9 protein-coding genes are annotated in these 12,778 nt (G+C 67.6%); all 9 read left to right on the top strand.

Going from position 1 to position 12,778, the window contains the following annotated elements:
• Positions 1-18 precede the first annotated feature (18 nt).
• The 9 genes from MFF01_RS07630 (at position 19) to MFF01_RS07590 (ending at position 12,776) form a co-directional block, all read left to right on the top strand.
• On the top strand, positions 19-2,085 hold the full coding sequence (locus MFF01_RS07630; RefSeq protein ID WP_238223597.1) for a carbon starvation CstA family protein: 2,067 nt from the start codon (positions 19-21) through the stop codon (positions 2,083-2,085).
• 5 nt (positions 2,086-2,090) lie between these two features.
• Complete coding sequence (locus tag MFF01_RS07625; protein ID WP_238223596.1) at positions 2,091-2,315, top strand: YbdD/YjiX family protein; 225 nt, start codon at positions 2,091-2,093, stop codon at positions 2,313-2,315.
• Positions 2,316-2,494: 179 nt separating this feature from the next.
• Entirely contained in the window at positions 2,495-5,722 is a 3,228-nt protein-coding gene (locus MFF01_RS07620) for an efflux RND transporter permease subunit (protein WP_238223594.1), read from the top strand.
• Positions 5,719-6,996 (top strand): efflux RND transporter periplasmic adaptor subunit, encoded by a 1,278-nt coding sequence (locus tag MFF01_RS07615; protein WP_238223593.1) that lies wholly within the window; start codon positions 5,719-5,721, stop codon positions 6,994-6,996. The genes MFF01_RS07620 and MFF01_RS07615 overlap by 4 nt, the downstream gene beginning before the upstream one ends.
• Before the next feature lie 92 nt (positions 6,997-7,088).
• The gene (locus MFF01_RS07610) at positions 7,089-8,261 is read left to right on the top strand and encodes an MFS transporter (RefSeq protein ID WP_238223591.1); all 1,173 of its coding nucleotides are present in this window, start codon (positions 7,089-7,091) and stop codon (positions 8,259-8,261) included.
• Between the two features lie 107 nt (positions 8,262-8,368).
• Entirely contained in the window at positions 8,369-8,536 is a 168-nt protein-coding gene (gene rpmG, locus MFF01_RS07605) for a 50S ribosomal protein L33 (protein WP_056255359.1), read from the top strand.
• Between the two features lie 150 nt (positions 8,537-8,686).
• Positions 8,687-10,072, top strand: coding sequence for a glutathione-disulfide reductase (gene gor / locus MFF01_RS07600; protein WP_238223582.1), 1,386 nt, complete (start codon positions 8,687-8,689; stop codon positions 10,070-10,072).
• A gap of 93 nt (positions 10,073-10,165) precedes the next feature.
• Positions 10,166-12,469: an FdhF/YdeP family oxidoreductase gene (locus MFF01_RS07595; RefSeq protein ID WP_238224306.1), complete on the top strand. Its 2,304-nt coding sequence runs from the start codon at positions 10,166-10,168 to the stop codon at positions 12,467-12,469.
• 7 nt (positions 12,470-12,476) lie between these two features.
• Positions 12,477-12,776 (top strand): RNA polymerase sigma factor region1.1 domain-containing protein, encoded by a 300-nt coding sequence (locus MFF01_RS07590; protein ID WP_238223580.1) that lies wholly within the window; start codon positions 12,477-12,479, stop codon positions 12,774-12,776.
• Positions 12,777-12,778 lie beyond the last annotated feature (2 nt).

The raw sequence follows: 12,778 nt of genomic DNA, 5'->3' as shown, positions 1-12,778 counted from the left end.
CGCTGGAGCGAGACGTCGATGAGTGCGATCAGTAGGCACGGGCCCTGGGCCCTCGTGGGAGCGTTGGGCGCGGCCGCCCTCGCCATCGTGGCCACCACCCGGGGCGAGACCGTCAACGCCCTCTGGGTCGTCGTGGCCGCCGTGTGCGTCTACCTCATCGCCTATCGTTACTATTCGCTGTTCATTTCCCAAAAGGTCATGCGCCTCGACGAAGGCCGCCCGACCCCGGCCCATCGCCACAATGACGGGCTCGACTACGTGCCCACCAACCGCAACGTGCTGTTCGGGCACCATTTCGCCGCCATCGCGGGCGCCGGCCCCCTCGTCGGCCCGGTGCTCGCCGCGCAGATGGGCTACCTGCCGGGCCTGCTCTGGATTCTCGCCGGCGTGGTGCTCGCGGGCGCGGTGCAGGACTTCATGGTCCTGTTCATCTCCATGCGCCGCGACGGTCGGTCGCTCGGTGAACTCATCCGCGCCGAACTCGGGACCGTGCCGGGCGTCATCGCCCTGTTCGGCACCTTCATGATCATGGTGATCCTGCTCGCCGTGCTGGCGATGATCGTGGTGAAAGCCCTGGCCGAGAGCCCCTGGGGTACCTTCACCGTCGCGGCGACGATCCCGATCGCCATGCTGATGGGGCTCTATGCCCGCTACATCCGCCCCGGAAAGGTCGGCGAGGTGTCGATCATCGGCTTCGTGCTGCTGATGCTGGCCATCGTCTACGGCGGCAACGTCGCCGCCGATCCGACCTGGGGCCCGTTCTTCACCTTCACCGGCACCCAGCTGTGCTGGCTGCTGATCGGCTACGGCTTCATCGCCTCGATCCTGCCGGTCTGGCTCCTGCTCGCCCCGCGCGATTACCTTTCGACCTTCCTCAAGATCGGCACGATCATCGGCCTGGCGCTGGGCATCGCCTACGTCGCTCCGCACATGCAGATGCCGGCTGTGACGAAGTTCGTCGACGGCTCCGGCCCGGTCTGGGCCGGCTCCCTGTTCCCGTTCCTGTTCATCACCATCGCGTGCGGCGCGGTCTCGGGCTTCCACGCCCTGATCTCGTCGGGCACGACGCCCAAGCTCATCGACCGTGAGACCGATGCCCGCTTCATCGGCTACGGCGGCATGCTCATGGAGAGCTTCGTGGCCGTGATGGCGCTGGTCTCCGCCAGCGTGATCGAGCCGGGCATCTACTTCACCATGAACTCCCCGGCCGGCCTCGTCGGGACGACGCCGGAGACCGCGGCCGCCGCGGTGACGAAGCTCGACCCGGCCTTCGCCATCACGCCCGAGCAGATCGCCCAGACGGCGAAGGACGTCGGTGAGCACTCGATCATCTCCCGCGCCGGCGGTGCGCCGACCCTCGCGGTGGGCATGGCGCACATCATCTCCTCGGCCATCGGCGGCAAGGCGATGATGGCGTTCTGGTACCACTTCGCCATCCTGTTCGAGGCCCTGTTCATCCTCACCGCCGTGGATGCGGGGACGCGGGCCGGACGCTTCATGCTGCAGGACCTGCTCGGCCTGGTCTCGCCGAAGTTCAAGGACACCACGGCCTGGGCGCCCAGCATCCTGGCCACTGCCCTTTGCGTCGGCGCCTGGGGCTACTTCCTCTACCAGGGCGTCACCGATCCGTTGGGCGGCATCTACACCCTGTGGCCGCTGTTCGGCATCTCGAACCAGATGCTGGCCGCCGTGGCCCTGACGCTCGCCACCGTGGTGATCTTCAAGATGAAGCGCGAGCGCTACGCGTTCGTGACGATCATCCCCACCGTGTGGCTGTGCATCTGCACCCTCACCGCCGGCTGGCAGAAGATCTTCTCGGCGGACCCGAAGATCGGCTTCCTCTCGCATGCCGATCGCTTCTCGGCCGCCATCGCCGAGAACAAGGTGCTGGCGCCGGCCAAGAACATGGCCGATATGCACAAGATCGTCTTCAACGACCGGATCGACGCGGCCCTGGCGGTGATGTTCGTCGGCCTCGTCGTCGCCATCGCGGCCTTCGGCATCAAGGCGTGTGCGAAGGCCTATCGGGCCGATCGCTGGACCGCCCTGGAAAGCGGCGGCCCGGTCGCGGTTCCAGCGGAGTAGGCATCATGGCGCTGTCGTCGGCGGAGTTGCGGGACCGGCTGAAAACCTTCTCGAAATGCGTCTGCGACGGCGCCCGCCTCATGGTGGGGCAGGGCGATTATGACGCCTACGCGGCCCATATCCGCAAGACCCACGCGGATCAGGAGCCCATGAGCGAACGGGAATTCTTCCGCAATCGGGAGAATGCCCGCTTCGGGGTGGGCAACCGCAGCGGGTTCCGCTGCTGCTGAGGATGCCGGCCGCCGTCTCACCGTCGATCACAGGCGCCCCGACGGGCGCCTGTGTCGCGTCGGCCAGCATTCATTCCGAAACAAAATCCATGCATTCGGTATCCGTGCGTCGCGGCGCCACGGCTGCGCCGTTGGGGTGCTTGTGCGACGACGGGTGAGCGCTCGTTCGCGGAGACGGCATGGGTCTCGTTCAATATGCGCTGAAGTTCCGGATTACGATCTACGTGCTCGCCGTGCTGATGATGCTCGGCGGAGCGGCGGCCGTGGTCGTGGCGCCCAAGGACGTGCTGCCCACCGTGGATATCCCGGTGGTCGTGGTGGTGTGGACCTATAACGGTCTGTCCACCTCCGAGATGGAACGGCGCATCACGACCTACGCCGAGTTCTCGCTCTCCAACAACGTCAACAACATCGCCCGGATGGAATCGACCACGCTTCAGGGCACGGCGATCCAGAAGATCTACTTCGACGGCGCGGTGAGCATCGACCTCGCCATCGCCCAGGTGGTCTCGGCGATGAACTCGATCCGCTCCGCCATGCCGCCCGGCGTGCAGCCGCCCATCGTCCTGCGGTTCTCGGCGTCCTCCGTTCCGGTAATCCAGCTCGCGCTCTCCTCCGATCGCGAGAGCCTGACCAAGGTCTACGATTACGCCCAGTACCGCATCCGCCAGCGCCTGACGCAGGTGCCGGGCTCGACCCTGCCGTCGCCCTTTGGCGGCACGCCGCGCCAGATCATGGTCGATCTCGACCTGCACGCCCTCCAGGCGCTGGGCCTGACGGCGCTCGACGTCACCAACGCCGTCACCGCCCAGAACCTCACGGTGCCCTCGGGCTTTGCCAAGATCGGCGAGCAGCAATACCCCGTGCAGCTCAACGCCTCGCCCGAGGCCATCGATGCCCTGAACCAGATCCCCATCAAGGTGGTCGGCGGCCAGCCGATCCTCGTGCGCGACGTGGCGTACGTGCGCGACGGCGGCCCGCCGCAGGTCAACATCGTGCGCGCCGATGGCCTGCATTCCGTGCTGATGCGGATCTTCAAGAACGGCACCGCCTCGACCCTCGACGTCGTCAACAACGTCAAGAAGGCGCTGCCCGACATCCGCGCCGCCGCCCCCGAGGGCATGACGCTCAAACCCCTGTTCGATCAGTCGGTCTTCGTCTCGGCCGCCATCGAGGGCGTGATCCACGAGGCGGTGATCGCCGCCGCGCTGACCGGCCTGACCATCCTGCTGTTCCTCGGCTCGTGGCGCTCCACCATCGTGGTGCTGGTCTCGATCCCGCTCTCGATCCTCACCTCGCTCGCGATCCTCACGGCGCTCGGCGAGACCATCAACGTAATGACGCTCGGCGGCCTTGCGCTGGCCGTCGGCATCCTCGTCGACGACGCGACGGTGGCCATCGAGAACACCTACCGGCTGTTCGAGGAGGGCGAGCCGTTCCGCAAATCCGTGGTCGAGGGCGCCGCCGGCATCGCCAAACCGGCCCTGATCTCGACCCTGTCGATCTGCGCCGCCTTCGTGTCGGTCTTCGCCCTGACGGACACGCCGAAATACCTGTTCACGCCACAGGCGCTCGCCGTCGTGTTCGCGATGCTCACCTCCTACGTCCTGTCACGGACCCTGGTGCCCGTGCTCATCGACGTGCTGGTGGCGCGTGAATATGCCGAGCGCCACGGCGACGGGGTCGAGGCGCCGCGCCGGGGCCGCATCGGCCGCGCGCTCGCTTGGCTCGGCCGTCCGCTCCTGCGGCTGGCCGGCTGGATCCGCCACGGCTTCGAGGCGCGCTTCACCCGCTTCCATCGCGGTTACGTCGGCCTATTGCACGTGGTGCTCCGGCGGCGGATCGTGACCCTCGGCGTGGTCGCCGCCGTGCTGGCGGGGTCGGCCGGCCTCTTCACCTTCGTGGGCCAGGATTACTTCCCGCAGGTGGCGTCGAGCCAGATGACCCTGCACCTGCGCACCCGCCCCGGCATGCGGATCGAGACCGCCGAGCAGGTCTTCGCCGAGGTCGAGGGCGTCGTGCGCGAGGTGATCCCGGTGGGCGAGATCGACCAGATCCTCGACAACATCGGCCTGCCGTCGAACAACTACAATTTCGCGTTCTCGGACGGTTCGTTCGTCGCCTACAACGACGGGCAGATGCTCATCAACCTGAAGGAAGGTCACGGCTCCGTCGCCGCCTACACCAAGCGCCTGCGGGAGGTGCTCCGTGAGCGGTTCCCCGACGTGGTCTTCTACTTTCAGCCCTCCGATATCATCACCCAGATCCTGAACTTCGGCACCCTGGCGCAGATCGACATTCAGGTCTCGGGCCGCAACACCGCCAAGGATCTGGAGGTCGCCCAGAACATCGTCCGGCGCCTCAGGGCGACGCCCGGGGCCGTGGACGTCCATCTCCATCAGATCGTCGGCACGCCGCAATTTTTCGTCGATGTCGACCGCAAGCTCGCCTCCGAACTCGGCCTGACCCAGCAGCAGATCGCCCAGGGGCTCAACGTATCGCTGTCCGGCTCCTTCCAGGTGACGCCGAACTTCTGGACCGATCCGAAGACCGGTATTCCCTATCAGCTCTGGGTCCAGACGCCGGAATTCCGCAACGATTCGCTGACCGCCCTCCAGAACACCCCGCTCCTCGTGCAAGGCGGCCCGGAGGCGCCGGGCGTGTTGACGCTGCTCTCCAGCGTTTCCACCATGCGGCGGGAGGGCTCCCAGACGGTGATCAACCACGTCAACACCCAGCCGACGTTCAACATCTACGCGGCGGTGCAGGATTCCGATCTCGGTTCCGTGGCGCGCGAGATCCGCACCATCGTGGCGGAGGAGCAAAAGGGGCTGCCGGCGCCCGACAAGATCACCGTCCGGGGCCAGATCGAGAACATGCAGTCGGCCTTCACCCGCCTGCAGGTCGGCCTCGCCATCGCGCTGGTCGCCGTCTACCTGCTGATGGCCGTGAACTTCCAGAGCTGGGGCGATCCGTTCGTGGTGCTGGCCGCCCTGCCGCTGGCCTTCTGCGGCATAGTCGCGAGCTTGTTCATCACCGGCACCACGATCTCGATTCCGTCCCTGTTCGGGGCGATCATGTCGGTGGGTATCGCGTCGGCGAACTCGATCCTCCTCGTCACCTTCGCCAAGGAGCACCGGGAGGCCACGGGATGCGGCGCCGCCGAAGCGGCGCTGCTCGCCGGCGAGACCCGCCTGCGGCCGGTGCTGATGACGGCGGGCGCCATGTTCCTGGGCCTCATTCCCATGGCGCTCGGCACGGGGGAGGGCGGTGAGCAGAACGCGGCCCTCGCCCGGGCCGTGATGGGGGGCATCGCCGTCGGTACCCCCTCGACTCTGCTGTTCGTGCCGTTCCTCTACGCCTTTCTGCGCCGGGGCGAGGTGCGGCCCCTGGAGGATTACGCGTGACCCACGCCCCCCGCGACCCGTCCGACGTGCCCCCGCCGCCGCGCGCCGGGCCGTTCGTCCTCGTCGGCCTCGGGGTGGCCGGCCTGCTGGCTTGGGGCGGCTACGGCCAGTGGCAGCAGCGCGCCGCCGCCGCCGATACCCAGCGCAAGATCGAGACCCACGTTCCGCGCCTGCGCACGGCCACCGTCGAGCGGGCCGACAAGCCGTTGGAGATCACCCTGCCGGGCCAGACCGACGCCTTCGCCCGAGCCGCCCTCTACGCCCGGGCCACCGGCTACATCGCCGAGCGCCGGGTCGATATCGGCTCCCGTGTGCGTAAGGGCGACATTCTCCTGCGGATCGCCGCCCCCGACCTCGACCAGCAGCTGGCTCAGGCCGAGGCCCAGGCCGGGCAGCTCCAGGCGCAGCTCCTCCAAGCCCGCTCCATGGTCGATCAGGCCAAGGCCAACGTGAATCTCGCCAACGTCACCAACTCACGCACCTCGACGCTCGCCGGCCAGGGCTGGGCCTCGAAGCAGAACGCCGACAATTCCCAGGCGAGCGTGCTCAGCCAGACCGCGACCCTGGCCTCGGCCGAGGCGGGCGTGAAGGTGGCCGAAGCCAACATCAAGGCGCAGGCCGCCACCGTCGACCGGCTGAAGGCCCTCACTGGCTTCAAGGACATCGTCGCCCCTTTCGACGGAGTGATCACCACGCGCGGCGTCGATGTCGGCGATCTCGTCCACGCCGATGGTACCGGCACCGCCCTCCTCGGCATGGATCGCGACGACGTCCTGCGCGTCTCCGTGAACGTACCCCAGAGCGCTGCGGGGGGCATCCGTGATGGGCTCGACGCCGTCGTGCGGGTGCCGCAGATGCCCAACCGCGTGTTCTCCGGCAAGGTCGAGCGCAGTTCCGTGGCGCTCCTCCTGTCCTCACGCACCCTCACCACTCAGGTCGACGTGCCCAACGCCGATCTCGCCCTGCGCGCCGGCCTCTACGTGTCCGTAACCTTCAAGGTGCCGCGCACCCAAGCCATGGCCGTGATCCCGGCCGAGGCCATGGTGTTCAACCAGCGCGGCACCCAGGTCGCCATCGCGGGCGATGACGGGCAGGCGCGCTGGCGCACCGTCCATGTCCAGCGCGACCTCGGCACCACGCTGGAGATCGACCGGGGCTTGGAGGGCGGTGAGCAGATCGTGCTGAGCCCACCCGCCGACCTGCGCGACGGCCAGAAGATCGAACGGCAGATCCCGAAATCCGACGGCAAGCCGGTGACGGCGGCGGCGCGCTGAGCGGTACGCCGGTTGCGCTGCCCCGGCTCGGGGTAGAGAAGGCGGGCCCGGAGCCGTCGCGCGGCTCGCTCAAGGACCCGTCTTTACCCTTCATGCCCGTCGCTAATCCGCCGGAGCCGGACGACCGCGCCCGCTTCGCCTCGATCACCGCCGCCATCGTCTGTGTCGCCGTGGTCGGCATCGGCCTCAGCCTCACCATTCCGCTCCTGTCCATCGAAATGGCAAGGATGGGCGCTTCCAGCACGCTCATCGGCGTGAACACCGCCGTCGCGGGGCTGGCCAGCATCCTTACAGTTTCGTTCGTGCCCCGGGTGGCCGCACGCATCGGCGTCGTCCGCCTCTTGATCCTGTCGCTGGGCCTCGGGGCGCTCATGCTCACCGGGTTCAAGGTGTTTCAAGACATCGTGTGGTGGTTTCCCCTGCGCTTCGTCTTCTCGGCGACGCTGGGCGCCCTGTTCGTCCTCTCCGAGTTCTGGATCAGCGAGGCGGCGCCGCCGGCCCGGCGCGGGCTGGTGATGGGCATCTACGCCACGATCTTGGCCCTCGGCTTCGCCGTCGGGCCGACCCTGCTGGCACTCCTCGGAACGGAGGGATACGCGCCCTACCTTGCCGGCTCGGGCCTGTTCGTCGCCGCCATGGTTCCCTTGCTTCTCGCGCGCGGCCTCTCGCCCGAGATCGGGCAGGGCGGTAGCCGTTCGCTCCTCGCCTATCTCCGCCTCGCGCCCGCCGCGACGGGCGCCGCCCTGGTCTACGGCGCCGTCGAGACCGGCGGCTTCGCCATCCTGCCCCTCTACGGCCTGCGTCTCGGCTACGACGCGCAGACGGCAGCCGGCCTCGTCTCCGCCCTGGCGCTCGGCAATGTCGTGTTCCAGATCCCGTTCGGCTGGCTTGCCGACCGCATCGACCGGCGCCTCGTCCTGCTGACTTCGGCGTTATGCGGAGCGCTCGGCTCACTGCTCATCCCCGTCGCCTCCGTCTCGTTCCCGGCCCTCGTCGTCCTGCTCTTCGTCTGGGGCGGCTTGGCCGGCACCCTCTACACCGTGGGGCTCGCCCAACTCGGCGCCAGCGTGCGCGGGCCGGAACTCGCCGGGGCCAACGCCGCCTTCGTGCTGCTCTACAATGTCGGCCTCATGGTCGGCCCGCCGCTCATCGGTGGCGGCATGGACCTCGTGCCGCCCCAGGGCTTCGCCTACACGCTCTGTGGCCTGTTCCTCGCGTATGCCGGCCTGGTAGCCTGGCGCCTGCGCGGCTATCCCCGGCCTTGACGAAACCCGGCCGATGGGGCAATGACCGCCCCGGTATTCAGCCGGCTCGGGCCGGTCCTTTTGCGTTTCGCTGATGCGGAATGCCGCCATCATAGGAGCGCCGCGCCATGGCCAAGGCCGTCACCGTCAAAATCAAGCTGATCTCGACCGCCGATACGGGTTACTTCTACGTCACGAAGAAGAACTCCCGCACGCAGACCGAGAAGCTCTCGATGAAGAAGTACGACCCCGTCGTGCGTAAGCACGTCGACTTCAAGGAAACCAAGATCAAGTAAGCCGTTTCACGGCAACGTGACGGTGCAGGCCGCTTCCCCGCCCGGGGAAGCGGCTTTTTTGTTGCGCCGATGCCTGCCTGTCTCGGTTGAAGCCGGGCGGGGTTCGGGCGATGGAGAGCGCCAACGCAGTCATCGCCGGGACGCAACCGCATGAACCAGGATTTCGACGTCGATCTGTTCGTCATCGGCGGGGGCTCCGGCGGCGTGCGGGCCGCCCGGATCGCGGCCGGACACGGCGCACGGGTCCAACTGGCCGAGGAGTACCGGGTCGGCGGCACCTGCGTCATCCGGGGCTGCGTCCCCAAGAAGCTGATGGTCTATGCCGGCCGCTTCCGCGGGGAGTTCGAGGATGCCGCCGGCTTCGGCTGGACCGTCCCCGAGCCGCGCTTCGACTGGAGCGTGCTGAAGGCCCGGCGCGACGCCGAGGTGGCCCGGCTCGAGGGCATCTACGGGACCAACCTGGACAAGGCCGGTGTCACCCTCGTGCACGAGCGCGCGGTGATCGAGGACGCCCATACGGTGCGCCTCGTCGGCTCGAACCGTCGGGTGCGGGCCAGGGTCATCCTCGTCGCCGTGGGCGCCCATCCGGTGAAGGTGCCTGAAGTGCCGGGCTGTGAACTCGCCATCACGTCGAACGAGGTGTTCGAGCTGGATCGCCTGCCGGAGCGCATCCTCGTGGTCGGCGGCGGCTACATCGCGGTGGAATTTGCCGGCGTGTTCGCGTCCCTCGGGTCACGTACCACCCTGGCGCATCGCGGCGACCAACTCCTGCGCGGGTTCGACGACGAGATCCGCGAGGCGCTCGACACGGCCTATGCCAAGCGCATGGACCTGCGCCTTGGAACCAACGTCGAACGCCTGGAGCGTGTCGCGGGCGGCCTGCGGGCGACCCTGAGCGATGGATCCGCCCTGGAGGTCGATGAGGTTCTCTACGCCACGGGCCGGCGTCCGAAGGTCGATGGGCTCGGGCTGGACAGAGTGGGCATCGAACTCGACGAGGCCGGCGCGATCCCCGTCGACGCGTTCTCGCAGACCCGCGTGCCGTCGGTCTATGCGGTGGGCGACGTCACGAACCGTGCGGCCCTGACCCCCATCGCCATCCGCGAGGGCCACGCCTTCGCCGATACGGTGTTCGGGGGCAAATCGTGGTGCGTCGACCACGATCTCATCCCGACGGCCGTGTTCTCGACTCCCGAGATCGGCGTCGTCGGGCACAACGAGGATACGGCGCGCAAGCTCTACGCCCGCATCGACGTCTACCGGTCGAGCTTCCGCCCGATGAAGGCGACTTTGTCGGGGCGTGACGAGAAGGTCCTGATGAAGGTCATCGTCGACTGCGCCAGCGATCGGGTCGTGGGTGTCCATATCCTCGGTCACGATGCCGGCGAGATCATCCAGGCGGTGGGCATCGCCGTCACCATGGGGGCGACGAAGGCTGATTTCGATCGGACGATCGCGGTCCACCCCACCGCTGGCGAGGAACTCGTCACCATGCGGACGCCCGTGGCGAAAAAGCACCCCGACAACGTGGGCTAAGGGGCCTCCACCGTCGCAGCCGGGAACGCGGCACGGGTGGGAGCGGTTGCCGGAGGCGCTCGTCCGCATCCGGAGCTCTCCATGACCGACAAGATGGCCGACCCGAAGATCGAACCCTACAACGGTCCGGCGGGCGGCTGGGGCTCCGCCGCGTCGCTCGCCGAGATCCTGCTGCGGGAGGAGATTCCCGCCTCGGGAGCGGCGCTGCTGCTGAAGCAGAACAAGCCCGACGGCTTCATGTGCACCTCCTGCGCTTGGTCGAAGCCCAGCAAGCCGGCGATGTTCGAATATTGCGAGAACGGCGCCAAGGCCACGGTTTGGGAGCAGACGCCGAAGCGCGTCGGCCCGGACTTCTTCGCCGAGCATACGGTGACGGAACTGCTGGGTTGGAGCGATTACGCTCTGGAAGAGAAGGGCCGGCTCACTCATCCGCTCCGTTACGATCCGGCGAGCGACCGCTACGTGCCCGTGGCGTGGGCCGAGGCGTTCGCCGAGATCGGCTGGGAACTGCGAGCTTTGGATCCGAAATCCGTCGTCTGCTACGCGTCGGGCCGGGCGTCCCTCGAGACGTCCTACATGTACGCGCTGTTCGCGCGGATGTACGGCAACAACAACCTGCCGGATTCCTCCAACATGTGCCACGAGCCGACCTCGGTCGGCCTCAAGGCCTCCATCGGTTCGGCCGTCGGCACCACGGTGCTGGAGGATTTCGAGACCACCGACCTGATCCTGTTCTTCGGTCAGAACGTCGGCTCCAATTCGCCGCGCATGCTTCATCCCCTGCAGGAAGCCCGCAAGCGCCGGGTGCCCATCGTCACGTTCAATCCCTTGCGCGAGCGCGGGCTGGAGCGGTTCACCAATCCGCAATCGCCCATCGAGATGGCGACCCGGAGCGAGACCGAGATCTCGACGCAGTATCACCAGGTGAAGGCCGGCGGGGACATCGCCGCCCTGACTGGGATGTGCAAGGCGCTGTTCTCCGCCGACGACGAGGCGCAAGCGGTCGGTCGTCCGCGCATCCTCGACGTGGCCTTCATTGAGGAGCACACGCACGGACTCGACGCCTTCAAGGCCTTTTGTGAAGGTCAGGATTGGGCGGCCCTGGAGGCCCGCTCGGGACTTACACGCGCGGCCATCGAATCCGCCGCTGCGGTCTATGGCCGGGCGCGGGCCGTGCTCGGCGTCTACGGCATGGGCCTGACCCAGCATCGCAAGGGCACCGAGTCGGTGCAGATGCTCGTCAACCTCATGCTCCTGCGCGGCAATGTGGGGCGCCCCGGCGCCGGCCTCTGCCCCGTGCGCGGGCATTCCAACGTCCAGGGCCAACGCACGGTGGGCATCACCGAGAAACCCGAACTCGCGCCCCTCGATACCCTCGCCGAGCAATACGGATTCGAGCCGCCCCGTGAAAAGGGCCTCAACACCGTGGAGGCCTGCGAGGGCATCCTCGACGGATCGGTGAAGGCGTTCGTGAGTCTCGGCGGCAACTTCGTGCGCGCGATCCCCGATACGGTGCGGATGGAGGAGGCGTGGCGCGGGATGCGCCTCACCGTGCAGATTGCGACGAAGCTCAACCGCTCGCATCTCGTCAACGGCACCGTTGCGTACCTGCTCCCCTGCCTCGGCCGCATCGAGATCGACGCCCAGGCGACGGGCATCCAGGCGGTGTCCATGGAGGATTCGACCTCGTGCTTCCACGGCTCGCGCGGCTTCACCAAGCCGGTGAGCGCAGAGGTCCGTTCCGAGCCCTGGATCGTCGCCGAACTCGCCAAGGCGACGCTCGCCCCGAATCCGAAGGTCGATTGGGACGCCTGGGTCGGCGATTACGCCAAGGTCCGCGACGCCATCGAGGCGACCTATCCGAGCGTGTTCCACGACCTCAACGGGCGGATGTTCGAGCCGGGCGGCCTGCACAAGCCGATCCCGGCCCGCGAGCGCAAGTGGGAGACCGAGACGGGCAAGGCCAACTTCATCGTGCCTGCCGGTCTCGATGAAGATCCCGACATGCCGGCACGCGGCCCGGACATCCTCGACCTCATCACCTTGCGCTCGAACGATCAGTTCAACACCACGATTTACGGCTATGACGACCGCTTCCGGGGGGTGAAGGGGACGCGCATGATCCTGTTCATGAACGCGGCCGACCTTGCCCGCATCGGCGTGCGCGACGGCGACAGCGTCAACCTCTCGACCCCCTCCGAGGACGGGTTCACCCGCACGGTGAAGGGGTTGCGCGTGATCGCGTACGACATCCCGCCGGGCAATTGCGGCGGTTACTATCCGGAGCTGAACCCGCTGATCCCCCTCTGGCACCACGACGAACAGTCGAAGACCCCGGCGGCCAAGGCGATTCCCGTCCGGATCACCCCCTCGACGCGTCGCCCGCGCGACCCATAACATCTCCATGGAACAGCACGACGACGCGCACGATCGCCGTCAGGCCATCATCGACCGGATGCTCGCGGAGGCGCTGGATCCCGTCGACGACTATCGCCTGCCGAGCCACGATGCCTTGCCGGAGGACATGCGCAAGACGGTCGATATCCTGCTCGCCAAGGCTGAGGCGCAGCGCATGCGCCGACTGACCTACGACGATCTCGAGGAGGCTCTGCCGCCCCGTGACGTCACCTCCGAGGATCTGGAGGCGATCTTCTGGATCCTGTCGGAGCATGGCATCGCCATCGAGGACGGTGACGTCGCCTGAAT

It is taken from the genome of Methylobacterium adhaesivum, from assembly GCF_022179065.1.
Taxonomy (GTDB): domain Bacteria; phylum Pseudomonadota; class Alphaproteobacteria; order Rhizobiales; family Beijerinckiaceae; genus Methylobacterium; species Methylobacterium adhaesivum.
This window is presented reverse-complemented; position numbering and strand designations above follow the sequence as displayed.

Coding starts and splice junctions, on each gene's coding strand:
- MFF01_RS07590 (WP_238223580.1), top strand. CDS start 12,477: ATGGAACAGCACGACGACGCGCACGATCGCCGTCAGGCCATCATCGAC.
- MFF01_RS07595 (WP_238224306.1), top strand. CDS start 10,166: ATGGCCGACCCGAAGATCGAACCCTACAACGGTCCGGCGGGCGGCTGG.
- gor (WP_238223582.1), top strand. CDS start 8,687: ATGAACCAGGATTTCGACGTCGATCTGTTCGTCATCGGCGGGGGCTCC.
- rpmG (WP_056255359.1), top strand. CDS start 8,369: ATGGCCAAGGCCGTCACCGTCAAAATCAAGCTGATCTCGACCGCCGAT.
- MFF01_RS07625 (WP_238223596.1), top strand. CDS start 2,091: ATGGCGCTGTCGTCGGCGGAGTTGCGGGACCGGCTGAAAACCTTCTCG.
- MFF01_RS07630 (WP_238223597.1), top strand. CDS start 19: ATGAGTGCGATCAGTAGGCACGGGCCCTGGGCCCTCGTGGGAGCGTTG.
- MFF01_RS07610 (WP_238223591.1), top strand. CDS start 7,089: ATGCCCGTCGCTAATCCGCCGGAGCCGGACGACCGCGCCCGCTTCGCC.
- MFF01_RS07620 (WP_238223594.1), top strand. CDS start 2,495: ATGGGTCTCGTTCAATATGCGCTGAAGTTCCGGATTACGATCTACGTG.